General features: G+C 67.5%; 23 protein-coding genes and 3 pseudogenes. 15 read left to right on the forward strand and 11 right to left on the reverse strand.

Translation table 11 applies throughout. The annotated features are described in order from the left end of the window. Nucleotide 1 precedes the first annotated feature (1 nt). The 3 genes from ACG83_RS30585 to ACG83_RS30595 are packed head-to-tail and all read right to left on the reverse strand — an operon-like array spanning nucleotide 2 to nucleotide 2,261. Nucleotides 2–406, reverse strand: a complete 405-nt coding sequence (locus ACG83_RS30585) for a MaoC/PaaZ C-terminal domain-containing protein (protein ID WP_054569731.1) — start codon at nucleotides 404–406, stop codon at nucleotides 2–4. Further along, nucleotides 403–801 carry a MaoC family dehydratase N-terminal domain-containing protein gene (locus ACG83_RS30590; protein ID WP_083473764.1) on the reverse strand — a complete coding sequence of 133 codons (399 nt, stop codon included), beginning with the start codon at nucleotides 799–801 and terminating at the stop codon, nucleotides 403–405. Before ACG83_RS30590 ends, ACG83_RS30585 begins: the two co-directional genes overlap by 4 nt. Before the next feature lie 17 nt (nucleotides 802–818). After that, nucleotides 819–2,261 (reverse strand): aldehyde dehydrogenase, encoded by a 1,443-nt coding sequence (locus tag ACG83_RS30595; protein WP_054569733.1) that lies wholly within the window; start codon nucleotides 2,259–2,261, stop codon nucleotides 819–821. 305 nt (nucleotides 2,262–2,566) lie between these two features. Between ACG83_RS30595 and ACG83_RS30600 the strand changes: the two genes are divergently transcribed. The 6 genes and pseudogenes from ACG83_RS30600 to ACG83_RS47120 all read left to right on the forward strand — a co-directional run bounded on the left by ACG83_RS30600 (nucleotide 2,567) and on the right by ACG83_RS47120 (nucleotide 7,401). Beyond that, on the forward strand, nucleotides 2,567–3,718 hold the full coding sequence (locus ACG83_RS30600) for an acyl-CoA dehydrogenase family protein (RefSeq protein WP_054569734.1): 1,152 nt from the start codon (nucleotides 2,567–2,569) through the stop codon (nucleotides 3,716–3,718). Continuing rightward, complete coding sequence (locus tag ACG83_RS30605) at nucleotides 3,711–4,958, forward strand: acyl-CoA dehydrogenase family protein (protein ID WP_054569735.1); 1,248 nt, start codon at nucleotides 3,711–3,713, stop codon at nucleotides 4,956–4,958. The genes ACG83_RS30600 and ACG83_RS30605 overlap by 8 nt, the downstream gene beginning before the upstream one ends. Further along, entirely contained in the window at nucleotides 4,955–5,761 is an 807-nt protein-coding gene (locus ACG83_RS30610) for an enoyl-CoA hydratase/isomerase family protein (RefSeq protein WP_054569736.1), read from the forward strand. The genes ACG83_RS30605 and ACG83_RS30610 overlap by 4 nt, the downstream gene beginning before the upstream one ends. A 507-nt stretch (nucleotides 5,762–6,268) precedes the next feature. Further along, nucleotides 6,269–6,424 (forward strand): rubredoxin, encoded by a 156-nt coding sequence (locus ACG83_RS30615; protein WP_054569987.1) that lies wholly within the window; start codon nucleotides 6,269–6,271, stop codon nucleotides 6,422–6,424. 302 nt (nucleotides 6,425–6,726) lie between these two features. Continuing rightward, a pseudogene (locus ACG83_RS48125) lies at nucleotides 6,727–6,834 on the forward strand (hypothetical protein); the annotation flags it as partial. A gap of 237 nt (nucleotides 6,835–7,071) precedes the next feature. Continuing rightward, nucleotides 7,072–7,401 carry a hypothetical protein gene (locus tag ACG83_RS47120; protein WP_235498295.1) on the forward strand — a complete coding sequence of 110 codons (330 nt, stop codon included), beginning with the start codon at nucleotides 7,072–7,074 and terminating at the stop codon, nucleotides 7,399–7,401. A gap of 195 nt (nucleotides 7,402–7,596) precedes the next feature. Here ACG83_RS47120 and ACG83_RS30625 read toward each other — a convergent pair whose 3' ends face one another. Next, complete coding sequence (locus ACG83_RS30625; protein ID WP_083473712.1) at nucleotides 7,597–8,622, reverse strand: PrpF domain-containing protein; 1,026 nt, start codon at nucleotides 8,620–8,622, stop codon at nucleotides 7,597–7,599. A 10-nt stretch (nucleotides 8,623–8,632) separates the two neighbouring features. After that, nucleotides 8,633–9,397, reverse strand: a complete 765-nt coding sequence (locus ACG83_RS30630) for an SDR family NAD(P)-dependent oxidoreductase (RefSeq protein ID WP_063793257.1) — start codon at nucleotides 9,395–9,397, stop codon at nucleotides 8,633–8,635. 93 nt (nucleotides 9,398–9,490) lie between these two features. Between ACG83_RS30630 and ACG83_RS30635 the strand changes: the two genes are divergently transcribed. From ACG83_RS30635 to ACG83_RS30645, 3 genes are all read left to right on the forward strand, one after another. After that, nucleotides 9,491–10,138 carry an MBL fold metallo-hydrolase gene (locus tag ACG83_RS30635; protein ID WP_054569740.1) on the forward strand — a complete coding sequence of 216 codons (648 nt, stop codon included), beginning with the start codon at nucleotides 9,491–9,493 and terminating at the stop codon, nucleotides 10,136–10,138. Continuing rightward, a complete protein-coding gene (gene prpB / locus ACG83_RS30640; protein ID WP_054569741.1) occupies nucleotides 10,135–11,028 on the forward strand; it encodes a methylisocitrate lyase in 894 nt (297 codons plus the stop codon). The genes ACG83_RS30635 and prpB overlap by 4 nt, the downstream gene beginning before the upstream one ends. Before the next feature lie 222 nt (nucleotides 11,029–11,250). Beyond that, nucleotides 11,251–12,024: an IS5/IS1182 family transposase gene (locus ACG83_RS30645; RefSeq protein ID WP_054564425.1), complete on the forward strand. Its 774-nt coding sequence runs from the start codon at nucleotides 11,251–11,253 to the stop codon at nucleotides 12,022–12,024. A gap of 84 nt (nucleotides 12,025–12,108) precedes the next feature. Here ACG83_RS30645 and ACG83_RS43085 read toward each other — a convergent pair. Further along, a pseudogene (locus tag ACG83_RS43085) lies at nucleotides 12,109–12,323 on the reverse strand (DDE-type integrase/transposase/recombinase); the annotation flags it as partial. Between the two features lie 186 nt (nucleotides 12,324–12,509). Here ACG83_RS43085 and ACG83_RS30655 point away from each other — a divergent pair. Beyond that, entirely contained in the window at nucleotides 12,510–13,727 is a 1,218-nt protein-coding gene (locus ACG83_RS30655; RefSeq protein ID WP_200931411.1) for an IS481 family transposase, read from the forward strand. Between the two features lie 41 nt (nucleotides 13,728–13,768). Next, nucleotides 13,769–14,068 (forward strand): annotated as a pseudogene (locus ACG83_RS48130) (helix-turn-helix domain-containing protein); the annotation flags it as partial. Nucleotides 14,069–14,107: 39 nt separating this feature from the next. Here the strand turns inward: ACG83_RS48130 and ACG83_RS30660 are convergent. Both ACG83_RS30660 and ACG83_RS44700 read right to left on the reverse strand, forming a co-directional pair. Then, nucleotides 14,108–15,094 (reverse strand): PIN domain-containing protein, encoded by a 987-nt coding sequence (locus tag ACG83_RS30660; RefSeq protein ID WP_054569743.1) that lies wholly within the window; start codon nucleotides 15,092–15,094, stop codon nucleotides 14,108–14,110. A gap of 4 nt (nucleotides 15,095–15,098) precedes the next feature. Beyond that, entirely contained in the window at nucleotides 15,099–15,449 is a 351-nt protein-coding gene (locus ACG83_RS44700; protein WP_054569744.1) for a hypothetical protein, read from the reverse strand. A 500-nt stretch (nucleotides 15,450–15,949) separates the two neighbouring features. Between ACG83_RS44700 and ACG83_RS46230 the strand changes: the two genes are divergently transcribed. Beyond that, on the forward strand, nucleotides 15,950–16,918 hold the full coding sequence (locus tag ACG83_RS46230) for a transposase (RefSeq protein ID WP_200931412.1): 969 nt from the start codon (nucleotides 15,950–15,952) through the stop codon (nucleotides 16,916–16,918). Between the two features lie 705 nt (nucleotides 16,919–17,623). After that, nucleotides 17,624–19,402, forward strand: coding sequence for a hypothetical protein (locus ACG83_RS30675; protein WP_152991570.1), 1,779 nt, complete (start codon nucleotides 17,624–17,626; stop codon nucleotides 19,400–19,402). Between the two features lie 717 nt (nucleotides 19,403–20,119). Here ACG83_RS30675 and ACG83_RS30680 read toward each other — a convergent pair. The 3 genes from ACG83_RS30680 to ACG83_RS30690 are packed head-to-tail and all read right to left on the reverse strand — an operon-like array spanning nucleotide 20,120 to nucleotide 22,929. Further along, the gene (locus ACG83_RS30680) at nucleotides 20,120–20,575 is read right to left on the reverse strand and encodes a hypothetical protein (RefSeq protein ID WP_054569747.1); all 456 of its coding nucleotides are present in this window, start codon (nucleotides 20,573–20,575) and stop codon (nucleotides 20,120–20,122) included. Next, the gene (locus tag ACG83_RS30685) at nucleotides 20,572–21,279 is read right to left on the reverse strand and encodes a hypothetical protein (protein ID WP_054569748.1); all 708 of its coding nucleotides are present in this window, start codon (nucleotides 21,277–21,279) and stop codon (nucleotides 20,572–20,574) included. Before ACG83_RS30685 ends, ACG83_RS30680 begins: the two co-directional genes overlap by 4 nt. Before the next feature lie 42 nt (nucleotides 21,280–21,321). Then, nucleotides 21,322–22,929 carry a PAS domain-containing protein gene (locus tag ACG83_RS30690; protein ID WP_200931413.1) on the reverse strand — a complete coding sequence of 536 codons (1,608 nt, stop codon included), beginning with the start codon at nucleotides 22,927–22,929 and terminating at the stop codon, nucleotides 21,322–21,324. A 1,215-nt stretch (nucleotides 22,930–24,144) separates the two neighbouring features. Here ACG83_RS30690 and ACG83_RS30695 point away from each other — a divergent pair. Both ACG83_RS30695 and ACG83_RS30700 read left to right on the forward strand, forming a co-directional pair. Then, nucleotides 24,145–24,492, forward strand: coding sequence for a helix-turn-helix transcriptional regulator (locus ACG83_RS30695; RefSeq protein WP_054569750.1), 348 nt, complete (start codon nucleotides 24,145–24,147; stop codon nucleotides 24,490–24,492). Nucleotides 24,493–24,580: 88 nt separating this feature from the next. Continuing rightward, a complete protein-coding gene (locus tag ACG83_RS30700; RefSeq protein WP_083473714.1) occupies nucleotides 24,581–25,786 on the forward strand; it encodes a malic enzyme-like protein in 1,206 nt (401 codons plus the stop codon). The last annotated feature ends 138 nt before the right edge of the window (nucleotides 25,787–25,924 follow it).

Consider the following 25,924-nt stretch of genomic DNA (forward strand, 5'->3'; position numbering starts at 1 on the left):
TTCAGACGGCGACGGTCGCCGAGCCTGCGATGGCGATGGCGCCCTTCTGTGTCGTCACGCAGAGTTCGAGCTCCGCAAGCACCTCACCAGCCGGATCGGCCGCGGCGATCGAGGTGACCTTCCCGCTGCACGTGAGCACGTCGTCCGGCCAGACCTGCTCGCGGAACCGCACCGTGAACCGTCGGATGTTCGCCGGGCCGAAGGCGTCGGTGACGAATGTGGCGAGATAGCCGGCCTGCAGCATCCCCACGCTGAAGACGCCAGGGAAGCCGGCCGCACGTGCGTACTGCTCATCGTGGTGGATCGGGTTGAAGTCCCCGCTGGCGCCCTGGTAGCGGACGAAGTCCGTACGCGTGAGCGGGCCGAACTCACGCTCGGGCAGGACATCGTTTTCCGCGTAGGTCACTCCGGAGCCTTCCCCGTCTCGATACCGGTGGTCCTGCGCCGCGCGACGAGCCGTCCGTCGGCGTCGGTGAAGTCCTGGACGCTGACGAACACCCGCATCGTCCCGCCGCGCCGACCCTGCTTCTCGGTCACCGACTCGAGCCGGGAAACTACGGTCAGTTCGGCGCCGGCACGCGGAGGGGGGCCGAAGAACTCGAACTCCTCCTCGCCGTGCAGGCAGCGGCTGTTGTCCAGGTTCAGCTCGCTCGTCGGTGCCGGCAGGCCTTCGGGCTCCCAGAACGTCGAGGTACGTAGGAAGGTCGGCGGAACCGGCGGGGCCGGATCGTCGAGATATTCCGGTGCGGTGCTGGCGGTTGCCCTGGCGAATTCACGGATCTTGCCGCGCTCCAGGCTCATCGTGAACCGATTCGTCATCACCGGTACGCGATCGACTTCGGCTCGAGGTAGACACCCAGACCTTCGGTACCCAGTTCCCGTCCGAGGCCAGATTCCTTGAAGCCGCCGAAGGAAGTACGTGGGTAGGGGCCATAGCCACCGTTGACGCTCACGCTGCCGGCCTGCAACCGACGGGCCACAGCCATCGCCCGCTGCTGGTCACCTCCGAACACGGCGGCGGTCAGCCCAAAGCTGGTGCCGTTGGCGATAGCGACGGCTTCCTCCTCGGTGCCGTAGGGGATGAAGGACAGAACGGGACCGAAGATTTCCTCCTGCGCGACCCGCATGTGGGGCTCGACGCCGGCCAGCACGGTCGGCTCCACGTAGAAGCCCGTCGCCATCTCGGCGGGTGCCTTGCCCCCGGTGAGGATCCGCGCGCCTTCGCTGGTGGCGATGTCGATGTAGCCGAGCACGCGGTCCTGCTGCCGCTTGGCCACCAGCGGACCGATCACGGTGTCGTCGTCGTGCGGGTCGCCGATCTTGAAGGTCGCCGCTGTCCGTGCAGCCAGTTCGGCCGCGTCGTCGTAGAGATGACGCGGCACCAGCGCACGGCTGAGCATCGCGCACACCTGCCCGGAGTTGTGCATCGCGCCGCGGACGTATCTGGGCAGGATCATCTGCAGGTCCGCATCGTCCAGGAAGATGGCGGCGGACTTGCCGCCGAGCTCCAGCGACACCCGCTTGATCTGGTCCCCGCACAACGACATGATCCGCTTGCCTGCGCCGGTCGACCCCGTAAACGAGATCTTGTCGGTGTCCTTGTGGGTCACCAGGTACTCGCCGACTTCGCGCCCGCCGGGAACGACGTTCAGCACACCCGCCGGCAGTCCGGCTTCGTGCAGGATCTCAGCCAGTACAAGGGAGCTCACCGGGGCCTCCGGTGGAGGCTTCAGCACCACGGTGCAGCCCGCGGCCAACGCCGGGGCGATCTTCCACGCTGCCAGGCATGTCGGGCCGTTCCACGGGACGATCGCGCCGACGACACCGACCGGTTCCTGCACGATGACGGCCTTGTTGGGACCGATGATCTCGTGGCGCTCGAAGGGGTAGTTGACGGCCAGCTCGCCGTAGTAGTCGAACAGGGGCGCGATCATCTCGTTCTGCTGGTAGCCCGAAGCCACCGGAATGGCCATCTCCTCGACCTGCGCATCGACGAGATCCACCACCCGCTTACGGACGTTCTCGGCGACAGCCTTGAGGATCTCGCCGCGGTCGGCACGCGAGGTCTGCGCCCAGGAACCTTCGAACGCACGGCGCGCGGCCGAGACGGCGCGGTCCATGTCCTCGGTGGTCGCCACCGGGACGCTTCCGACGACCTTCTCGCTCCACGGCGAGACGACATCCAGGTGCTCGTCCACCGCCGGGGCGACCCACTCGCCACCGATGTAGAACTCCTTGCGGTGCATCAGGCGCTCGCCCACGGGTCCTCCTGCAAGCCGTTGATGGGGTGCACACGCCCGCGCAGCGCAGGCCGATCCGGCCGCTGCTGGGTACAGGCTCGCCACACAAAACCGCCGGAACCAAGCTATTTGACATGTGCTAATGTCACTTTAGTCCGGTGCTCGTAGGCGGTCAACGGGTCGGCCCCACCGGAGCCGGACACCACCTGACCCACGACGCGTCGCACCCTCTTGGTCAGCCAGACGCGTCCGTGACGCACGCGGCACGACCGAGTACGTCGCGGCACGACCCAGTACGTCCCGCCTGATCTGGAAGTGGAGGCGTCGTGCACATCGAGCTGAGCGACGAGCAGGCAATGTTGCGGGAGACTACGCGCGGATTCCTGGCCAAGGAATCCTCCGTTGCCGCAGTACGTGCCTTGATCGAGGATCCGGCCGGATTCGATCAAGGCACGTGGCGTCGCGCCGCAGAACTTGGCCTGCCCGCGATGCTCGTGGCCGAGCAGTTCGGCGGGATCGGTTCAGACGAACCGATCCGGGATGCCTCGATCATCGCCGAGGAGCTCGGCCGGCTGATACAACCTGGGCCGTTCCTGCCGGGCGCCATCGTCGCGTTCGCCGTCGCGAACTTCGGCACCGACGAGTTGCGGGATGCGGTGCTGCCCGGGCTCGTCACCGGCGAGCAGACCGCCGCGTGGTGCCTGGCCGAGGCGGATCACCGCTGGGACCCGGATACGTTCACCGTGACTGCGGAGGCGCGCGGATCGGGGTACGTGCTACACACGACAAAGGACCTGGTCCAGGACGCGAGCACGGCCCACTACTTCCTGATCACGGCACGCGCCGCGAGCGGACCGGTTCAGATCGTCCTCCCGGCGCAAGCACCCGGCATCACCGTCGCACCGCTCGGCAGCCTGGATCTGACGCGGCGGTTCAGCCGGGTTCGATTCGAAGACGTCGAGGTTCCAGCCGGCGCGGTGCTCGGCGGAGTTCCGGCCGGGGAACAATGGCGCCGACAGTTCGACCTTGCCGTGGTGCTGCACTGCGCCGAGACTGTCGGGCTCATGGAGCGGATCTTCGAGATGACACTCGAATACGCCAACGACCGCTTCGCGTTCGGGCGGCCGATCGGGTCATTCCAGGCGATCAAGCACATGTGCGCAGACATGTTCGCGTGGCTGGAGAGCTCCAAGGCGATCTCCAGCACGGCCACCGATGCGGTTCACGCTGGGAACGCAGACGCGGCACTGGTCGTCAGCACCGCGAAGGCGTACGTCGGCGCGTTCGGCTCGCGACTGGTCGAACAGTGCCTACAGGTGTTCGGCGGCATCGGCTACACCTGGGAGCACGACCTGCACTTCTACCTGCGCCGCGCGAAGTCGAACGAGGTCCTCTACGGCACCCCGGACTGGCATCGCGAGCGGCTCTGTCAGCTGATGGGCATGACGGCGGAATCGGGAGCAGACCACCATGGCTGAGCGCGAAACCCAGACGCTGGAGGAGTTTCGGTCCCGAGCGCGAGCCTGGCTGGCCGAGAACGCAACGCGGGCTGGCGAGGGCAGCAGCGCCCTGGTGACTGGCCTGGAGTCGGACGAGGAACTCGCCGAGGCCCGCGCATTCCAGGCCCGGCAGTACGAGGCCGGCTTCTCCGGGATCACCTGGCCGAAAGAATACGGCGGCCAGGGCCTGTCCACTCTTTTCCAGCGGGTCTGGAACGAGGAGGCGACTGGCTACGAACTGCCGTCTTCGATCTTCGCCGGCGTCACGCACAGCATCATGGGGCGGACGCTGCTGGATCAGGGCAGCGAGGAGCAGAAGCAGCAGTTCATCCCCGGAATGCTGCGCGGCGATCACCTCTGGGTCCAGCTGCTCTCCGAGCCGGACGGCGGATCCGACCTGGCCGGCCTGACTACGCGCGCGGTCCAGGATGGCGACCGGTGGCTGCTGAGCGGATCGAAGGTGTGGTCCAGCGGTGCCGCGGCCGCCGACTATGCGCTATGCCCGGCCCGCACCAACTGGGACGTCGAGAAGCACGCCGGCATCACACTGTTCATCGTGCCGATGAAGAGTCCCGGCGTCACGATCCTTCCGCTGCGCCAGATCACCGGCTCGGCCGAGTTCTGCCAGGAGTACTTCGACGACGTGGAACTCGGCCCCGAGCACGTGGTCGGGGCCGTCGGCAACGGCTGGCGGGTCACCCAGACGCTCTTGATGCACGAACGGAACATGGCCGCCGGCGGCGGCATGGGAGGTCTAGTCACCGCACAGGGTGGACGGACCGGTGCCGTCGACGACCTAATTGCCCTCGCGCGCACCAAGGGCATCGACCATGACCCGCACATCCGCCAACTCATCGGGGAGGCCGCCGTCATGGCCCGGGTGTATCCCGCGCTCTCGACGCGGGTGCTCGACCTTGTCGCCGCCGGCAGGCTCGCACCCCACGGCGCCTCGGTGATCAAGCTGGTGCGCGACGCCAACACCCAGCGCCGCGCGGAGATCACGATGCGGATCGCCGGCGGTAACGGCATCGTCTGGGAGAGGGACGATGCTGCCGGGATGAACCTGGCAAACGACTACCTGGGCAGCCGGTCGGCCACGATCGTCGGCGGGACGGCCCAGATCCAGCGCAACATCATCGGTGAGCGGATCCTCGGGCTGCCGCGTGAACCCCAACTCGATCGCGGTATCCCGTTCAGCCAAATCCGGCGCAGCCGATGAGCTCGAGCAACGAGGTCCTGCTGCTGGAACGGCATGACCGGGTAGCTCTACTCACCCTGAACCGTCCGCAGAAGCTCAACGCGTTCAGTCTCGAGCTGCACCAGGCGTTCATGACCGCCATCGAGCAGGTTCGCCAGGACGACTCGATCTGGACTCTCGTGATCACCGGCGCCGGCCGGGGATTCTGCTCGGGAGCCGACCTCTCCCGCAGCCCCGGTTCACAGCGTGAAGCCGAGTTGGGCCAGAACGTACTGCTTGACGAACTCAAGTGGTTCGGACGCCAGACCCTCGCCGTGGCCAGCCTGGACAAGCCGGTGATTGCCGCCGTCAATGGCGTGGCCGCCGGAATGGGCATGAGCCTGAGCCTGGCGTGCGACCTACGTGTGGGCGGGGACCGCACCCGGTTCCGCACTGCCATGGTCGAACGAAGCCGCTGCCCGGACTCGGGGATGAGCTGGTTCCTGACCCGCATCCTGGGCTACGCGCGGGCGGCGGACCTGGTCCTGACCAGTCGGGACGTCTCCAGCGAGGAAGCGTACCGGCTGGGCCTCCTCGACCGCTTCGTCGGTGCCGAGGACGTCGTGGCCGCTGCGCTACAACTCGCGCAGGACATCAGCGAGCTGCCACCGGTCGCGGTCCGGACGAGCAAGCGAGTGCTGCAACACGCCCTCAAGTCCGACCTGCCGTCCGCCCTCGCCTACGAGGCGACTGGCCTCACCCGCGCGCGCTCTGCGACGAACGATGCGCGAGAGGCGGTGAACGCCTTCCTCGAGAAGCGCGCGCCGCGGTACACGGGTACCTAACAACCATCAGGAACCGAACCCAAACCGCCGACGGCGGATCGTCGACGCGACGCAGCCGCGACCGACTAGTGTCCCAGCGACGGTGTCCGGCGTGCGGTTTCTGTGTGGAGGGCGGCGTGGCGCCCCACGCAGCACGGCCATCGTGTGATTCTCGCTGTTGAGAGTGTCCGATCAATGGTGGGTGTGGTCCAGTTCGCCGCGTCATCCGCCGCGCCGGACTGCGTGCCTGCCAGCTCGGGGTCTACCAGCGTACCGCCGTGCCCGGCCAGGCCCCGAGCCCACCGATCTGGTCCGCTGTGCTTCACCACAACCCGCACTGGAGGCAAACTCGAAACCTGTCCGGATCCCAGCGGCGCACCTTGGAAAACCATCATCCGCGTTGTTCCGGGAGGGTTTGCCGCGCGGCGCTCCCGGGGCCGAGGTGCCCGGCAACTGGTGCTACGCGGATTGCGAGGCCCAGACTTCGAGAAGGTGTGAGGCGTGGACGACTACAAGGTGTGGGAATGCATGGTCTGCGGGTTCGTCTACGACGAGGCCGAAGGATGGCCGGCCGAGGACATCCCACCGGGCACTCGCTGGGCGGAGATTCCCGACGACTGGTCCTGTCCGGACTGCGGCGCAGCCAAGGCCGATTTCGATATGATCGAGATCAGCCGCTCCTAACGCGTCGCTATCATTGGCACCGGGGTGGCCGGTGCGACGGGCGCCATAACGCTGCAATCCGGCCGCTGAGATGAAATGGAGCTTGGCGGACCGATTTCGAGGCCTTCGTGGCCCGGCTCGATCGGCGTTTCCGACGTGTGGAGTCGCGAAGGCGTTCACGGTCGTTCCCCCGCGGGCTGAAAGTCGGGCCACCACAGGTGAACCGCGGGGCGCACGCCGAGCATGCCGGGGAGTCGTCCCCGGGAGAGCTGCAGCACTTGCTGACCGCCGCGGTGTGAGACGACGACGGGCTACGCGCCGACCTGGGTGGCTACGGGACCGAACACCTCGGTGGTCCCGACGCGGTGTTCGGTGCCGACGAGACCGGCGACCTCGAACACGGCACGATGACTGTCGGTGCTCAGCACCAATACATCGGCGCCGCTGGACGGATCGAGAATGCACAGGTCGCGGTCTATCTGGCCTACGCGCTGTGCCCGCCGGTGTCCCAGACCTGCGCCACCGCAGGCCGTCAGCGCGCGCGGGGTGTCCAGCGACGCGACGTTCGCGACCAAGTCAGCACTCACCCGCGGGATGATCGAATCCGCCTTCGACGCCGGGACGCCGGGACGGTGGTCCGTCGGCGACGAGGTCTACGGCAGGGACCGGTGCTGCGTCCCACCCTCGCCCACCGCGGGCTCGGCTACGTCCTCGCGGTCGCGACGTTCTCTCAGATCGACACGAAGGCCGGCCCGCACCGCGCGATCGATGCCCTGCCCGTCCAGGCGTGGATCAGGATATGCGCTGGTCAGGGCGGCAAGCGGCAGCAGCTCTGTGACTCGGCGTTCGTCGCCACTAGCGAGCGGGATCTACTCGGCTCCCAGAACGCACCGCTTTTCGACGATCGGCAGGTCCGGACCTGGACTGGACCCTGCTCGCCTACGCCTTCTCGAGGGCCGCCGCGACCACCCGCACCGCAGAAGCCGCCGACGGGCTGATCCCGCTCACTGTCAGCGAGATCCGCGACCTGCTTGTCGAGATCGTGATGCCACACCCGACCACCCGGCGGTTCTACCCTGGCCTGGTCCTGGGTGGCGGCGCCGCCACCCAGGCCGCAGTCCAACAACTCAATTGATCACAAATCTTGGGTCAGAGTACGAGCCGGCGTCGTCCTCGTTCGTCCGCGTCTACCGTCAAACGGTGATGTGGCCGCGCATGAGCACACGGGCAGTCCGTTCAACGGAGACGCTGCGTACTCGTCCATCGTGATCGACGTCCGCCGCTGCTGTGACGCTGCCGGACAGGCCGTGCACCACCGCCTCGTCGCTGCCGCCTAAGGGCCCACCACCGACGATCGTGCCGTGCATCATGCGGGCGGCCGCCAGGCTGAGCGCGGCCGTCACCGGCACCGAAGCGATGAACTGCCCCATTGACACGGCGATGATCCGCGGATTCACGCTTGATTCAGGTTCGGGGTGAAGCAGCACGACGCGCGGGACTGCCGCGAAGGATGCTGCTGCCTCGTCGCGGTGCGCGCACAGCCCCAGTCGGACGCAGACCGCGCCACGGATGGACTCAACCCGTGCTGCGGTCGCCGGGGCATCAAGTGAGCGGTCTCCGATGACCTGCGCGTGGAACAGGAACAGGTACGGATGGGTGACGTCGATCAGGCTGAAGTCGAACGTCTCATTGTCGACCTCGACAGTGTCCCGCGCACGACCCGTCGGTAGCGTCGAGCCGAGCACGAGACCGCCCGGATCCAGGAACGAGGTGGTCAGCTTGATTTCGGTCCCGACCTCGCCCAGCTTCAGGCCGCCGCCTGGAAGGGCGACGTCGACCAAACCGTCGGTGGCGAGATTGCGTAACCGGATCGGCCCACGCCGCCGCGAAAGGTCCAGCAATCCGGTCACCGCTGCGAAAGGCACAACAGCCGAGGTCATGTTGCCGCAGGTTCCGGACCAATCGACAGTGCCGCCGTCACCACTCACATTGCCGACGATGAAGTCCAGCTCGGCACCCGGAACGGAGCCTGCGCCGACGAGCACCACCTTGTTCGTCACGGGTGTCCCGCCGCCGAGCCCGTCCACCGCATTACGTCCGATCAGAGCACGCGCGAGTTGGTCACGCTGCGGACCGGCACCCGGTGCCACCTGCAGATCGAGCACTACGCCACGGCTCGTACCGCCACGTATGATCGCCGCTTCGACCGTACATTCCATACTGCTGCCCTCAGCCGTCGCCGTAGATGGTGAATCCGCCGTCCAGGACGAGCTCGGTCCCGGTCGTGAACCCGGAATCGAGCAGGTACGCGACAGCGATCGCAGCCTCCTCGGGCTCGGCGCCGCGACTCAGCGGGATCTGCCGATAGCGTTGCTGGAGCAGCTCGGGAGCCAGTTCGGCGCGGACTCGTTCGGTCAGCGTAGTGCCAAGGGCCAACGTGTTCACGCGGATCCCCAGCGGCGCGAGTTCCACCGCGAGCGCCCTGGTGAGCGCGTGCACCGCACCCTTCGCGGCCGCGTAGGCGGACGTTCCCGCGACGCCGGCGAGGGCATGACTCGTGCCGAGGTTCACCACCGCTCCTCCGCGTCCCCGCGAGCGCAGCGACCGCGCGAACGCCTGCGTGGCAAAGAACAACGCCTCGACATCTACGCGTAGCAGGCCACGCAGCAGTTCGGGTGTCGTGTCGAAGAAACCGGCGTACTCGACCAGCCCTGCATTGTTCACGAGCGCGTCTGCGCCTCCAAGTTCCTCCTCGGCCACGCGGATCATGCCAGCGACATCGCGAGGCTCGGTCAGATCGCCCGCGTAGCTCGCCACCCGATGGCCGTCACGCTCGAGCGCGACGCGCAGTTCCACCAGCTGATCTTCGCACCGGTCGGCCAACAGTAGGGTGTCACCCCGACTAGCCAGCTCGAGGGCGATCGCCCGCCCCAGTCCACGTGCTGCCCCCGTCACGATGACGACCCGAACGGCTCCCACTGGCACTACCCCCACGTTTGACAATCGATCATGTCAATTATAGAAAGAGCTGCGTTCCACGCAATCCAGGTCGGCGAACCGCCGATGCCCGACGACCAGGGAGTCTGAGTGAAGATCACCCATCATGGCCACGCCTGCCTGCTCGTCGAGATCGACGACGTGCGCGTGCTCATCGATCCCGGCACGTTCTCTGCAGGCCACACCGGGCTGACCGACATCGACGCGATCATGATTACCCACCAGCACTTCGACCACTTCGACACGCCCGTCGTCGCCGAACTGCTGGCAGCGAACCCGGCGGCGCCACTGGTGATCGAGCGCGGCACCGCGGATGCCCTACCCGACACAATCCCTGCCGACCGACTACAGGTCGTCGCCCCCGGCGACGACTTCGACGTCCGTGGTCTGAACATCGACGTCGTTGGCGGCACTCACGCCACGATCCACCCGGACATCCCGCTGATCCCCAACGTCGGCTACTACTTTCGCGACGCCGGTCTGTTGCACCCAGGCGACGAATTCAACCCGCCTGTGGTGGAGGTCGAGGTGCTCGCGCTGCCGATCTCCGGCCCGTGGCAGAAGCTCAGCGACGCCGTCGACTACCTTCGCGCGGTCAACCCTACTGTCGCCTTCCCGATCCACGAGGCGGTCACCTCACGGCCGACACTCTTCCACAACTACCTCGAGAACCTCAAGCCCAGCAGTACCACCTTCCAGGTCTTCGAGGCCGGCGTCGCGACCGAGGTTGCCTCGTGAGCACAGACTCGCCCGTATCGGCGCGCAGGCAGCTTCGCGAGCGCCTCGATGCACGCGAGTTCCTGATGTTCCCGGGTGCGTTCAACCCGCTCAGCGCGATGCTCATCGAGGACTGCGGCTTCCCAGGCGTTTATGTTTCGGGTGCGGTGATGGCGGCCGAACTCGGATTGCCCGACATCGGGCTGACGACACTGACCGAGGTCGCTTCACGAGTTCAACAGATTGCCCGGGTGACTTCCCTTCCCGTGCTCGTCGATGCCGACACCGGCTTCGGGGAGATCGTCAATCTCGCCCGCACCGTCCGCCTACTCGAGGATGCGGGCGCCGCTGCGTTCCACGTCGAGGATCAGGTTAACCCGAAGCGGTGCGGGCACCTGGACGGCAAGGAAGTCGTTGACACGCAGACGGCCGTTCGCCGGATCAAGGCCTGTGTGGCTGCGCGTCAGGACCCGGACATGGTGATTGTGGCCCGGACGGATGTCCGGGGCGTGAACGGACTCGACGCCGCCATCGAACGCTGCCAGGTTTTGGTGGCAGCCGGTGCGGATGCGCTCTTCCCTGAGGCGATGGCCTCACTCCCCGAATTCGAGGCGGTACGGAACGCGGTCAACGTTCCGATCCTGGCCAACGTCACGGAGTTCGGGAAGAGCGAGCTCTTCTCGGTCTCCGACCTGAAAAGCGTCGGCGTCAACATGGCCATCTATCCGGTCTCGCTCCTGCGGCTCGCGATGGGAATTGCCGAACGCGCACTCGGCACGCTGCAGACCGAAGGCACGCTCGCCGACCTAGTTCCACAGATGCAGACCCGCGCGCGGCTGTACCAACTACTGGACTACGCGTCATACAACCAGTTCGATGAGGCGATTTTCACCTACGGGAAGCAGCCTTGACCTCCTCATACAGAATGAGCCTTTTCAATCTTGGTTTGTCTGATTCTCCCGGCGGTTAAGGGTCACCAATTGACGAATTGAACGGGAACCGGCTCGGGCCGTTCCATCATCTGGCGACGGCAATAGTTGGTCGGGCGGCGGGCGGAGGGATGCCGTAAATAGAGAAGTCCCCGGTAGATCACAGGGTTCCTACTCCACTGTGCCCTTGACCGAGGACTTCCGTTGCTAACCTACCCCGGTGTCGTCGACCTGCCCGAGTCGACCCTGACCTTCCTCACGGGACTGCTGGCCGAGGACCGCGCCCAGCGCCGGACCTGGCGCAAGCTGCCCCCACGCGAGCAGGCACTCCTGGTGCTCGCCCACCTCCGCAAGGGTGAACGCTACGAGCACCTCGCCGAGGGCTTCCAGGTCAGCGTCGGCACCGTCCACAACTACATCCGCGAGGCCGTCGGCCTGCTCGCCACCCACGGCCGGACCCTGCTCGCCGCGGTCTGGACCTTCGCGTGGACCCAGAGCAACTTCCTCATCCTCGACGGCACCGTCGTGCGTACCAACCGTGTCCGTGCGCACAACAAGCTGTACTACTCGGGCAAGCACAAGTACCACGGCATCAACCTGCAGGGCCTCACCGACCCCTACGGTCGGCTGCTCTGGATCTCCGAAGGACTTCCCGGCTCCGTCCACGACCTCACCGCGGCCCGGATGCACGACGTCCTCCATCTGATCGACCGCTCGGGGCTCTACCTCTACGCGGACAAGGGCTACGTCGGCGGCGAGGGTGACCGCCTCCTCGTCCCGGTCAAGAAACCCAAGAACAGGGAACTCCCCGACCGCGACAAAGAGACCAACTGGACCCACGCCACCACCCGCTCGCAAGGCGAACGAGGATTCGCGGTCCTCAAGAACTGGCACATATTCGACCGTTTCCGCGGCTGCCCACGCCGCGTCGGCATCTTCGCCCAGGCCGTCCTCGTCCTCTCCAGTGAGGGCCTTTAGGAAAATCGACTTTGAAAAGGCTCAATGAAAGGCGCTTGCGTTCGGCGAAAGCAGGGCGTGACCAGGGACCGGGGCGTCTGCTGATCAGACTGCGGCGGCGAGTTCGGTGAACGCGGTCGCCAGCCGAAGCTGCGGGTCGGTGTCGATCCCGAGTTCGTAGTGGCTGCAGCGAATCTTCCGCAGGAGGGCGTATCCGGCACTGAACGTCTGGACGGAGCACAGGCGCTTCAGTCCGCGCATCGCCCGCAACCGTGCTTCAACCGGATGTGATCGGCCTCGATCTGGTTGTCCGTCCGAGCAGGAGCGTGTCCCTAGCTCCTCTGTCAAGCAGCGGCGGGTTTGGTTGGAGGGGTCGTCGGCTCGTAGCGCTGTCAATGTGAGGGCTCAGGACATCTTTGACGGTTCGTCCTCAGCACATACTTGACGGTGGATCTCTGACTGTGGTCTTGTTCCGCCGGGTTGTTGGTGGCGGAACGGGCGGGTTTGTGGATCAGCAGGCGACGGTCGAGTACCGGTATCGGGCAGTGTGCGAGGTGTTGGCCGGGTCGCCGATCGGGGAGGTCGCGGCCCTATACGGCACGTCGCGGCAGTCGCTGGATACCTGGCGGCGGCGGTTCACGGCCGAGGGGAAGGCGGGGCTGGCGGACCGTTCCCGGCGTCCGCGCACGAGCCCGACGAAGCTGGGCGCCGAGGTGGAGGCGCTGATCTGCCAGCTGCGCCGGGAGCATCCGCGGTGGGGAGCCCGCCGGATCCGCCACGAGCTCGCAGGCCGCGGCCTGCCGGTGGCGCCGTCGCGGGCGACGGTACACCGGGTCCTGACCCGCAACGGGATGATCGACCCACAGGCCCAGGAACATAAGCGGAAGTACCGCCGGTGGCAGCGCGAGACGCCGATGCATCTGTGGCAGCTCGACATCGTCGGCGGCGTGCCGCTCGCCGAGGGCCGCGAGTGCAAGCTACTGACCTGGATCGATGACCATTCCCGGTTCGTCGTCATCGCCACGGTGCTCGCCACGCCCTCCGCGCGAGAGGTCGCCGAGGCGTTCACCGCGGCGATGCGCTGCTACGGCGTCCCGTCCGAGGTACTCACGGACAACGGTGGGCAGTTCACCGGCCGCCATCTCAAGCCACTGCCGGTCCAGGTGCTGTTCGAGAAGGTCTGCCTCGACAACGGCATCAAACAGCGCCTGACCAAGCCGCGGTCACCGACGACGACCGGGAAGATCGAGCGGTTCCACAAGACGCTGCGCGCGGAGTTCCTCGACCACGTCGCCCCGTTCGCCTCGATCAGCGTCGCCCAAGACGCCATCGATGCCTGGATCAGCAGCTACAACCAGCAGCGGCCGCACCAGGCACTGGAGATGGCGGTCCCCGCGAGCCTGTTCCGCCCCCACGGGCCGACCCGCCTCGACACCGCCCCGACGACGGCCGTCCCGCAGCAGGCCGAGCCTGAGCCGTCGTCGCTGGTCATCGGGGTGATCGAACCACCGGCCGGTCCGATCAGCGACGGCGCCGCTGTCGAGTTCGTGCTCCGAGTGCCTCCGGCAGGCAACCTCACGATCCGCCATGGACGCCAGTTCGTCTCGCTGCACCACAGCATGGCCGGGCGCACCGTCACCGTCTGGGCCGACCTGCGCAGCATCCACCTCAGCCACGACGGCCACGTGATCCGCCCGCACTCACCAACCGCACAGGGCAGTTGACAACACAGGGGCGTCAACACCCTGGACACCACCACCCGCGAGGCCTCGACGCGGCCCGCGCCCGCGGCCAGCGTCTCGGGCGCCCGCCCGCGCTCACCCCGGAGCAGGTCCGTCACGGCCGGGCGCTGCTGCGCGCGCCGGACACGACGGTCACCTCGATCGCGAAGCTGCTGGGGGTGAGCCGGTCGAGGTTGTACGCCCACGTGCCGGATCTGGGCGGTGGTGGGCGAGTAGCCACGGTCGAGATGGACAAGTGTCAAGAAACCTGTCCGGGGACCTTACTTAGACGCTTTCCGACCGCGTGGATCACGTGGTCTCGAGGTGTCCCCAGATGGACATGACTTCAGCGGCGGTACGGCGATGAGGGAACACGCTGGCGGTCAGCCCTTTCGGCGACCGTGACGACTACCGCTGCCTGCAGCGGCCGGTTCGTCGCCGGCGGGATCGGGCTTGGTCAGTTTGAGGGCCTTCAACCCGGCCAGCCTCGCCCTCGTCGACATGCCCGTGTCGTATGTGACGACCGTGACCGGGCGACCCGCTATCGCCCGCACTGCTGCGGCGCGGTCCACGATCTCGTCGTCGGTGATCGGTAGGCGGACATGGCCGCGCGGGTCGGGGAGCAGGCCGACAGTGACTGCTCCCGCGACCGGGGCTCCGGACGGATCGTCGTGGGCTGTCTGCGCATCGCGGAGCCGGCCGAGTCGCATGGTGCTATCGTCGCGCCAGACGCGGTCCAGAACGGCCAGTGTATATCCGGCGCGCCACCGCTTGTCACGGTGCCGCTTCAGACCGTCCAACTCGTCGACCACGGCCATGGGCACGATCAGGTGGATGTCCTCCCCGGGCAGGTCGAGTACACCGGCGAAATCGATGTCTTCGAGCTTGTCGTGTTCGACGTAGAACGACGTGTCGAGTACCACGAGAGCGCCGACGTGTGCCCAGTGATCCACCTTCGCTTCCAACGCGTTCTGAGTTTCCTTGAGTACCTGTGTCCGGTCGTCGAGTTCACGTGACAGTAGGGCGTTGACGACCGGGTGCTGGGTGATCTGGGTGGTTCTGTTGTAGGCCTCGGCGGTGGAGCGTCTGAAGCTTTCGACGCCGTGCTGGGCTGTCACCGTCTCTGACAGGGCGAGGTCGAGGAGGTCGCGGTACCGGCCGCCGAACACGAGCCGCTGGACGTCGTCCGCCGGGACCAAGCCGCGGAGTTGCCGCGATGCTTCGTCGGCCCAGTCCAGGTAGGCAGTGAGACGCTCGTAGCTGGTACGCCCCGCACCGCCGCTGTGAAGGTTCGAGACGTCGTTGGCGAGCCGGCCAAGGACGCTGACGAGCTGCGAGGACAGGACACCAGGTCGCGGTACGAGAATCACACAATCATCGTCGCACGATCATTTCGGCGTCCGGTTCACCGACCGCGTCGAGGCGGTCCACCGCGAGCCGGACTCGGCCGTCCTCGGGGGGCACGAATCGTACCGGCGCATCGTCGCCGGCCGCGGCGATCCGCTCGGCGGTGGCCCGCCAGGCCGCATCGAGTGAGGCGACGAGCCCGCGCAGATGGGTGTCGACCGGGCCGGCCAGGCCGATACCAGTCAGCACCTCGCCACGCATCTCCTCCCAGGCGTCGCCGGCGAGCAGCCGGGCCCGCGGGTCGCACCACCGCTGGGATGGCGCGGCAAACACGTCGCGGCGGCCGGCGCAGCGCCCGGTGCAGTTGCCCCAGGACACACAGCACGTAAGCATCGCGGTCGACGACCCCGGCGGGTAGCGCCGGGTCGGCCAGCACCGCCCGCTTCCACACTGGCGGCACGAGAGCGACGTCGACCTGGCCCGGGCAGATCCGACGCCGGCCGACGAGGCCGGGCAACCCGTGCACCGCCCGCAGGACCGGCCCGCCTGCCCGGGTCTCTCCCAGCGGCAGCGCCTCGGACAGCAGCGGAAGGAAAGGCCGGACGGTGCCGTAGCGGCGGGCGAGCTCGGCGCGCATCACCGTCTCCACACTCGTATCGTCGGGCGCGAGCTCTCCGACCAGCGCGGCGACCTCCACCCGCTCGCGCGGCGCGACCCGTTCCACCACCGCCCACGCCACGGCGACGTCGACGACCTGGCCGGCCGCGCCGGCCAGCAGACCGAGAAGCGCGCTCGCCGCTCCGGCGAGCGGCACCGACGCCTTCTCCAGCGTCGGCAGCGCGGCAAGCCGCTCGCGCTCCGAGGCGCGCCGCGCCGGGTTGAGCAGAACAGATCCCGTCCTGGCCCGCGGCCACCTGCCGGAGGACGTCGAGGCCGACTGGAAGCAGCGGGTGTCGTTGCCAACCACGCAAGGGAAGGCCGGGCGCCCGCGCCGGAACCGGTTCGCCGTCCTGATATGGGTCCGGGCTTTCCGTCTCGACATCCACGATAGGCACCGGAAGACCCCTCCTGGGCACCCGGCAGTGCCCGCCCGGTCCGCCGCGGCGACAACCCTCTGCCGGCTGCACCTGGAGCGCATCGACCAGCTCACCGCCGCGATCGAGGAACTGTCGACGCGGATCGAGGACGAGATGCGCCCTTTTGCCCGCCAGCTTGACCACCTGGTCACGATCCCCGGGGTCGGCCGGACGGTCGCCGAGGTCATCATCGCCGAGACCGGCGGCGACATGACCCGCTTCCCGTCGGCCGGGCACCTGGCGTCCTGGGTCGGGGTCTGTCCCGGCCACCACGAGTCCGCCGGCAAACGCAGGTCCGGGAAGACCCGGCACGTGGGCAAGAAGAAGGCCCTCGTCGCGATCGAGCACTCCATCCTGACCGCCGTCTGGCACATGCTCACCAACGACACCGACTACCAGGACCTCGGCGGCGACTACTACACCCGACGCGGCCCCGAACGCGCCCTGCGCCGCCTGACCCGCCAAGCCAACGCCCTCGGCTACACCGTCCGCTTCGACCCCATCCCCGAGGCCGCCTGGGCCGGGCACCGCCGTCACCTCACGTTATTTTTCGGGTTAGGTTCACGGCTGGCAACGCACGGGAGGACAGGGAACGCCGCATCCCAAGGGCGATGCGGCGTCCCGCTCAGCGTCAGGAAACGGACCTCTCCATCGGGTCACCAATATCGTCGGCGAACCAGTTTGCTGGCCCGCTCACCACGACACCGCCTGGAGCGGTACCGCTTGGAGGCGTCGAGTTCGGCCGTCCATCGCGCCGGGCGAAACGCGTGACCAGACGGAAACACATCTCGCCGCCAAGAGTCAGCCCGAACATGACGACCATCGCCCCCACCGGGGCGACCCACGCAGTGTCCGCGCGGGCCGTATGCGCAATCCCCAGGCCAAACGCTGACGCGCTCAGGCAGCTGCCACAAACGCGCGCGGTGAGAGGGCTGCACCGCTCAATCAGCTGCCCGGCGATCAGCGCCAGCAGGACGCAGATCCCGTAGACGACGTAACGGAGGGTGCTGGTAGCTGTGAAGTGGTCGAGGAGGGTCCTGGCTATCCCTGCCGAACCAAGGAAGAAGACCATCGAATGCCAGCTGGGCCGCTGGGCCGGGACCTGGACCGGAGCGCCGCTAGAGGACCGCACATACGGGATCTCTAGACTCCAGCGCTGGCTTGGAGTATTTTCGGGCGTTGGAAGCATGTCAGGCCATCCTCGAAGCGGGCCGACGTGTGACTGATGTTTGGGTGGCCGGGCTGGCCGCAATCCGGCCCGGCCACCTTGTTTTCTGGATCTTGTGGATCCTGCTGGTTGTCGCTGTCGGGACCAGCCTGCCCGACGTCTCGTGGGGCGCGCAATCCCGTCATGCCCGGGGTTTTTCCAGGTCACAGGTCTGACGCAGGGACTGGCCAAGGACTTGCCGCCACTCGCACAACCGCCGTTGGTCCCGTTACAACGGTCGCTGGTACCTTCCACCAATGGGCCGTTCTGTGACCATTAGTGACATAGCCGACGTCAGGAGCCTCGTCAGCTACGCGACTGTCGGCCAGGTCGACCGTGTCCTCCGCGAAACGTCGCTCAACCAGGGCCAGATCGCCCAGTTGCTCCCGATGGACGCGGGCAACTTCACGAACGCGCTCAAGGACCCGTCGGACACGGTGGTGCAGAAGCTGGACGAGGTCTTCGCGGCGCTCCACGGCGAGTTGGATCGAACTGGGGGGCTGGCCGCGCTCGCGGTACGCCTGCGCCGGGTGGAGACCAAAAACCTCATGGCCCGCATTCCGCCGACCTGGACGCGGGAGCTACTGGCCCGACCCGCTGACGACGAGTTCGGCGTCCTCACACGGGCATCGGCGCTGCTATCAATTCTGATGGCGGTGCCGAACCGCAGCCAGAGGGTATGCCGCGACTACAGCGACGAACTCGAAACGATCGTGGACCAGCTCATCCTCATCGGGGCCTCCCCACCGAGCCCGCGCAACATGGACGCGCTGATTTTACTCGGCAGTATCGCCGACTTCGCGTTCGACGTTGTCGAAGAGCGCCTCCACAACGCCCTGTGGTCGATGCCCATGGGCTTCCGTGTGTGGCGCGCTATCACCACCATCGTGCTACGCCGCATCGAGGCTGGCGGTCGATCCGACCGAATCCTTCGAGCCTGGGTCGAGGAGCAGCTCAACGCGTCGGAAGAACTGCGGGCGAGGAGTCTGTTCCCCGCACGATCCCTCGACCTGGAACTCGCGATCGCGATCCCCAGCTCCTGGTCGCCCCACGACAACGACTGGGCCGCACGCGTGCTCCGCAGCCGGGTGGAGAACACCGACGCGACCGTGCGAGAGCGCGGGACAGCCGCGTTCGGACTCTGGGAACGGACGATGGCACCCGGCGGCCCTGACCGTGGCGACACCACGCAGTACCTGCGCACGCTGATCGACCAGTTCGAGTACGAAGCGAGAGACGACGATGGCGGCACCGCCACCGGGCTGCTGTGGGTGTCGGAAACCTTGCGGCATATGATCGATTCGGGTCAGCGCGTGTGCAACACCTGGCCAGACTCCACCGGCACCGCCCTGCTCGTCGTCAAGGATGCCGTGAGGCGTCTGGACGAGCCAGCGCCGGACGGGTACTCCGTGCCGCCACGAATCCGTGAGGCTACGAGGTTTCTCGCGGAACACGCGATCCTGCAGAACGGTGGCGTACAGCGGCGTCAGGCTATCGACGCACTCAGCGCAGGCAGTTGGACCGAGGCCATGACCGACGTTCTGGCTTCAGTCCTCGCTGACGACAGGTCGGAGTCGTGGCTTCGCTGCCGGGCGCTCTTCGCGTGCAGCCTGCTACAGGAACGCTCACGTGAGGTTGAGACCGTTCTGTGGCAGGCATTCGAGGAGACCAGGCGGCAGCTACTCAGCTACGGCGACCACCCGCCTCGCGGAGTCGTCTCCGAGATGCACGCCGTACTATTCGCCTGCGGGGACTGCTTCGGGGTTCCGGGCGCCGAATCGCAGGCCCGCCGGCTACGCGGCCGCGTCAACGGCATGCTCGACGAGCTCATGGAGCGGAGCCTGCACAACCCGGACCTCTACCGAGTGGCCCGGGCCGCCGCCTACCTCGTCATGGTCACCGCACAGACAGGAGACGAAGTCTCCCACGAGTTCATGCGCAGACTGGACAGTCACCCAGACCCCACCACGGCCGCCCTCAGCGCATGGGCCTTGAGACAGCGCTTCGACCAGAGAGGCAACGTTCACCCCCTGTACGACGCCCGCTGACCCAACGCCTGGTCAGTCATCGGGTGACCTCGGACACGGTGCCGCCAAGGGCAACGCGCCGGGTTTGCGCAGCAACGGCTCGAGGTAGTTGATCGAGTTCGAGGCGTGAGGTTCGCTGCCCGGATAGGCGTTCGTGACGGGCAACCTCCTGGCCGGCCGATGTAGACGGCGATCTCGGAGGCGCCGGCCTCGACTCGTAACGCTGACCGATCAGCCGGACTGCCCCCGCCTCGGCGCCGACCGGGAGCGGTCCCACCGCGCTCCCCCGCGTCGCAGCGAGGCCCACCGGCCCGCGTCTTAATCCGCACGAAGTCACCTACCCGGCGGGCATCGATCGCGACCTCCGCCAGCGTCCGCTCCTGATAGCTGAGCACTCGTGACGTCACGACTCCACAACCTGGGCGGGCCACCGGCCTCTCAGGCGCCCGGGCCCGCAATCGGACCAGCTCGCCCTCATCGGCCAAGTCCTTCATAGCCACCTTGATGACCAGCGGCGACAGACCCGAGAACACCAGCTCAACCAGACGATCCACTCCACCCGTGACACATCGCGTCGCCTCACACGGGGCGATCAGCAGCCTTCCGTCCCCAAGCCTCACCGGAGACCACACTCCGTAACCGCCGAGTAGGCCCGGAGGGCACCAGGATTGTTCCCGGTCCGTTTCCCCGGGCCTCTCACCGAACCCGCCGTGCCGATCTCTCGAGGCTGTGTCACGGTCATCGGTACTGGCGTTTCTGCGCCTCACGGATCGCGACCCGTGTCTGGGCCGGCAGCTCGATCACTTCCAGTTCGACGCCGTAGTGACGCAGTGCGCCGGCGTACCAGCTCGTGCGGGCGAAGGGCGCCCGGGCCTGCTCGTCGGTGAAGCAGAGGATCTTGCGCCACCGGCCGCCCCGCTCGGCCTCGACATACACGAGCTTCAGAGCGTCGGTGAGTACCTTGTTGCGCTGCGCCGGCTTGGGCGAACCCTGATGTGCCCAGATCTCCGCGATCACCTGTTCGCCGAGGTTCGCCGCGTCGATCTCAACCCGGCTGCCGTCGGCCAACAGGACGCGCGTCGGTATCAGCGGCACGCCGACCCTGGCCGACAGTAAGGCCACCGCCTCGGTCTCCGCGTCGCGTTGGACCTGGCTGTCGCCGTCGGCCGGCACCTCAGGCAGGAACTCCGTCATGCGGCCGCCTCCTCGTCGGCCATGGACGCACGGATCGCGATCCTGACCTCGTTGCCCGCAGCGGGGTCGACAACGTGGTGCAGCCCGAGATCGATGATCCGGCCGTCGCGGGCATTCCACTCGCGGGCACCGTCCTCGTGGCCGAGGATCGAACCGAGCGCGTCGATCGTCGCCTTCCACAGGTTCGGCCAGGTGCGGCGGGGACCGACAACGAACGCGAGCTGCAGTGCGATGCCGTTACCTGGCAGCGGGCTGGCAGACGCGATCTGGTCGCGTATCTGCTCCTTGTAGGCGGCCGTGCTCGCCGACGCCGTCGTGGTCACGTCGAACATGTACGCGCCGACCGGTACCGCCGGGCCCACCCTTGCCGACGACGACGCCGCGTGGCGTTTGGTGGCCCACACCGAGGCGAAGGCCCGCCCCGTCCGCGCGGTCAGCTTCGGCGTGAGCAGGAACAGGTAATTGTCGAGATCATTCAGTGTGTAGAACGGTACCGCGCCCGCCAGCCCGACCTCGAGCCGTAAAGCGAGCGGATCGGGCGCCATGCGGACCTGCTCGGCGACGGCCGTGTACACGTCGTCGATGAAGGCGGTTGACCGTGCCTGGCTGGCCGACCCGGCTTTGTCCCAGCTGGCGAGTGCGGGCTCGACACGCAGCGTGCGGCCTGCGACCTGAGGCCGTGCGTAGAAGACCGGCGTCATCATGCGCGGACCGTACCGCGCCCTTCCGACAATCCGGTCTCTGAATCAGGTGCTGCTCGGTTGTACGCGCAGGATCGTGCGGCGGATCTCCTCGATCGTCTGGTCGAGGGCGCTGATCGCCGCGGTAAGGCGTGCGCTGATGAGATCGCCGGCTACGCGGGTCAGGGACTGCAGATGCAGGCCGATGGCGAACAGGCGTTGGAGCACGAGGTCGCCCAGGTCACGGGCGATGCGGTCGCGATCCTCGAGGACCGCGAGGCGTGCGTGTTCCTGGTGTGCCTCGGCCAGTTCGAGGGCGAGCCCGGCGTCGGCGGCGAAGGCCTCGACCAGCGCGATGTCGGGCGCAGGAAGACACGGCGGGCTTGTCCGGTGCCCGAGGATCAGGATCGCCGGTTGGTGCCGGGTGAGGCGTAGCGGTACGGCCAGCGCCGCGGCGAGGGGCAGCGCTGGGGTGGGGACGACCCGGTTCCCTCGCAGGTGAAGGCCCTCCACCATGACGGCGTGACTCGCGGTGACCAGGTCCGCCTGCGGGTCGGTGCTGAGGGTGGCGGTCAGCCCTCGCAGTGCCTCGGCGTCGACGGGCAGGTCGGGGGCCACGGCGGCGGCGGTCACGACCAGGGTGCCGTCTTCGTCGGGGACGGCGACCATGCCTACGTCCGCGGCGGCGGTCCGTCGGCCGATCCGCGCGACGAGACCGAGTGCGTCGCGCGGATCCGGGGCGGCGAGCACGCTGGTCGTGATCTCGGCGCTGGCCGCCAGCCAGGCCCGGCCCCGCTCCGCCTGCTGGCAGAGCCGGCGTGCTTCTCGCTCGGCCCGACGCAGGTCGGTGATGTCGGTGAAGACGAGTGCGAGCATCTCTTCACCACGCCGCGTCCACGGGATCACCGTGATCCGCATCGACCGGGCGGGACCGTGCGCTGCCTTCAGGTCGAGATCGCCGACCTGGGCGTGGTGGGTGCGCAACGCGGCCGCGATCATGCCCCATTCGCCGCCCAGGCAGCGCTGGTGCGGGCCGGCCGGCGACAGTCGTTCCGTCAGGTGGGCAAGCCGGTCCCCGACGCGCTGGGGCACACCGGCGATCTCGTCGATGACCGGTGAGCCGCGCCACAGCCGCAGGTCGGCGTCATAGAGCGCCACCCCTAGCGGCAGCTCGCCGGCGGGTACCCCGGCGGACACCAGTTCGACCAGTGCGGCGTGTTCCCCGATGGTCTGCTCGTCTCGGCGGGCGGCGGTGACGTCCAGGATCGTCCCGATGTTGCCGACCACCGCACCCGCCGCGTCCCGCACGACGGTGGCCCTGATCTGGACCCGGCGGTAGCTTCCGTCCCGGGTCCGGTAGCGGGTCTCGTGGTGGCAGTGGTCGGCACCGCCCGCGACCACACTCATGAACAACGTGACGGTGTACTCGACCTCGTCGGGGTGGACATAGTCCAGGAACCGGGCACCCAGACTGGCGACGACATCGAAACCGGTCAGGGTCGTCCACGCCCGGTTCAGATAGGTCCAACGGCCCTCGGCGTCGGTCCGGAACACCACCTCGCTCAGAGAATCCAGCAGATCCTCGGCATCGCAGCAGCGGGCCGCATCCCCACCATGCCCCACCCCGGTCTGCCACGGTTCCTGGTGCTGCGTAGCCCCCCTCGACACAGACATCACCTACAGTCCCCTCCCCCGCGACAGCGGATCCCCCCACCCCGGCAAGCCGGCGTCGCCCGCCGATCCCCCTCGACCGGCAGCATCCGCCGACCAGCAGCCGACGAACACACCCGCAATACCCTGACGCAGTCCCACCTTCTACGCGCCGCATAGCTGACATGCTCAGAGTCCCGCCAGCCCCTCTATCTAGATCCTTCCTCCCGTTGTCCAGGTAACTCAGACGCACAAATCACATCTATGCAGCACATGCATCAACCGTCCACCACCCTGGCGCGGGAGACCACACGCGGCCACGATGCGCACCGCATCCCCGCTCGAGACCTGTAGCCCCGTCCTCCAACTCCTGCCAGCCGCCCCGACGGCGTTGCCCACTCAGACCTCGACAAGGCGGGCGCCACGCCTGCCCGGACCAGTCCGGATCATCACGCGGGAGCGCCGCACCCCTGCGGCTGCGCCACATCATCCATCCGGGCCGGATACAGCACCGACAACCCGCACACTGGTCGTGACGGTCAACGATGGAAGGCCGATAGCCTCCATGGCATTCTTTTCAACCCCCAGAGTATTGGACTCGTAAAATAATTCGAGGCTACTATCGACTTGAGAATTCGGACAGCAGGCGCCGTCACAGACGATTCACTGCGCCCGCCGCCCCCTGGAACCAGAAGTAACAGAGGGCGGCCTTGCTCGAATTCGGGGACTGCCCCTCGACCGCTACCTCAGCGCTTCCGCTACAAGCGGCTACAATTCTGGTCGGGCCGCAGGCCACAGTCATGACACTGACCCTGTGCACGCATACGGCTTACCTGATGCTTGACGTCAGAGGCCGGATGACGCTCCCGGCCACCCACACGGCGACTCTGGCCGTCGTCCGGGACCAGCAGAGCCGTCCAGCCGGTGCACCTACCACCGGGCCAGCGACAACGTCGCAGACACGTGCGACGGCCGCCGTCCATGCGCCCCGGCGATGGCCGATGGAGATCACCACGGCCGCATCGGCGACTCCTCCCGCTAGCGGTCGTTGCCGGTCCAGTGCGAGTTGCGGACAGCACGACCCGTCGCCAGATCCCCCACGACAGCCAGTTGCTGAATTCTGCAACTTCTAAGATAGTACTGTCTTGACGTTGCCGGGCGGCCGCGCGAGGGGGCGGCCGGGCGGGCTTGGCGTCATGGACGGTGAACGTGGCTGTACTGGCTGAGAGGGGTGCCCTGGTGGTGGTTCCGCTGCATCAGGTGAAGGCGGAGTTCTTCCGCATGTTGGGGCATCCCGTTCGAATCCGGGTGCTGGAGTTGCTGGTGGACGGGCCGACACCGGTACGGGATCTGCTGTCGAAGATCGAGGTGGAGCCACCGAACCTGTCACAGCACCTCGCGGTGTTGCGCCGCTCGGGCCTTGTGACGGCGACCCGGCAGGGGCCGACCGTGGTGTATGCGCTGGCGGGTGGGGATGTGGCCGATCTGATGGGGGCCGCACGGCGGATCCTGACGGAGGTGGCGGCAGGGCAGGTCGGTTTGTTGGAACAGCTGCGCGAAGCCGAAGCCGAAGCCGGCCGGTCATGAGAGTGCCACGGAGACGGCGACCTATGCCGCCGGCTCGGCGGCCTGGAGACGTGGGGGCGGTCGCGTGACGTCCCGCGGATCGGCCCGGGTGAATCCGGCGTTCGGTCTCGCGGTGTATGTGTCCGCGCAGGCTCGACCGGCTCTCGAGACGGTCCTCGCGCGGGCCCCGGGCATGGTGGTTGTTCAGGCGGATGATCCCGGTCCGGACAGCTGCCGGCGGATCACCGTGGACGCGGACAGCGGGTCGACCCTGTTGTGGCTGGTGCACGCACTGCAGGAGACGTTGGGGGCCGAGCTTCTCCATACCGAGGATCCGGTGTTCGCGGTCGCGTCCACGGGGAAGCTCGGTCAGTCGCTGCGGGCGTCGATCGCGACGGGGCGGGACCTGGCGTTGTTGGACGTGGACGCGGACCGTCGCGTGGTCCGCCATCTGTCCACCCATCCAGGGCAGATCGACAGATTCAGCGGCCGGACCCGCAGAGTGGCCTTGCTCAGCGATGCCAGCGCGGTGCTGGACTTCGAGCCGTTGCCGGCCAGCGCCTCATTGCCGGCAGTGGAATCCCAGGCGGTCCACCTGCACCGGGAGACCGGTTTCGATGTTGTTCCGATCCCGATCACGGTCGACGGTCCCGACGAGCTCGCCTTACTGGTCCGCATGATTGATGCGGGGTTCGGTGCGTCGGTGCTGGTGCACACGCATGTCCGCCACATCGACGCGGTTCGCGCCGCCCTGCGGTCCGCTCCCGCGCCGCATCCGGTGCTCCTCGACACCATCAACGATGGTTTCGCCGTGGCGGCCGCGGCAGCTGCCCTGAACCATCTGCGACGTCAGGGGGTCGGACCGGGGCAGGCTCGGGTGGCCGTCGTCGACCCGCACCGCGGTGGGGATCTCGCCGGTCTCCTGCTGGCCGCCGGCATCGGCGATCTGATGTTGTATGACCCGGTCATCTACGGTGTGCAGTTGCTGCACCAGCTCGCGGACCGTCTCGATCTCATCGTCGACCTGATCGGTCTGGCGGCACCCCCCGCAGGTCCCGCGGTGTTGCGCGCCCGGCCCGAGGCACCACCCCGTCTCACGCAGGCGACCATGCAGCCACGGCCCCTGCACGCGCTGCCGGGCCTGCTGCGTGCCGCCGTGACCGCCCGCCGCTCGATCACCATGGCTGCTCGCGTCGCCGCGGTCCACGCTGTGGCGGAGCAGGCTCCCTTCGGCGCTCTGCTTCCACGACCGGACCATCCCCACCTCGTGTCGGCTGTTTCGGACGCCGCCCTGTCAGTGCTGTCCGCTCCCTGATCCCGACGGACCCGCCCAACCGCCCCGCATCCATGTCCACCACTTGCAGATATTAGCAATTCAACATTACTGGAGGCAGTGACATCATCATGGCTATATATATGCGGGACGCCGCCCGTCCGCAGGTCCGGTCCGGCT

This window comes from Frankia sp. R43, from assembly GCF_001306465.1.
GTDB classification, from domain to species: Bacteria; Actinomycetota; Actinomycetes; order Frankiales; family Frankiaceae; genus Parafrankia; species Parafrankia irregularis.

Coding starts and splice junctions, on each gene's coding strand:
- ACG83_RS30685 (WP_054569748.1), bottom strand. CDS start 21,279: ATGATGACGCCGGTCTTCTACGCACGGCCTCAGGTCGCAGGCCGCACG.
- ACG83_RS30690 (WP_200931413.1), bottom strand. CDS start 22,929: ATGTCTGTGTCGAGGGGGGCTACGCAGCACCAGGAACCGTGGCAGACC.
- ACG83_RS30615 (WP_054569987.1), top strand. CDS start 6,269: ATGGTCTGCGGGTTCGTCTACGACGAGGCCGAAGGATGGCCGGCCGAG.
- ACG83_RS30680 (WP_054569747.1), bottom strand. CDS start 20,575: ATGACGGAGTTCCTGCCTGAGGTGCCGGCCGACGGCGACAGCCAGGTC.
- ACG83_RS30590 (WP_083473764.1), bottom strand. CDS start 801: ATGAGCCTGGAGCGCGGCAAGATCCGTGAATTCGCCAGGGCAACCGCC.
- ACG83_RS30605 (WP_054569735.1), top strand. CDS start 3,711: ATGGCTGAGCGCGAAACCCAGACGCTGGAGGAGTTTCGGTCCCGAGCG.
- ACG83_RS30610 (WP_054569736.1), top strand. CDS start 4,955: ATGAGCTCGAGCAACGAGGTCCTGCTGCTGGAACGGCATGACCGGGTA.
- ACG83_RS30625 (WP_083473712.1), bottom strand. CDS start 8,622: ATGGAATGTACGGTCGAAGCGGCGATCATACGTGGCGGTACGAGCCGT.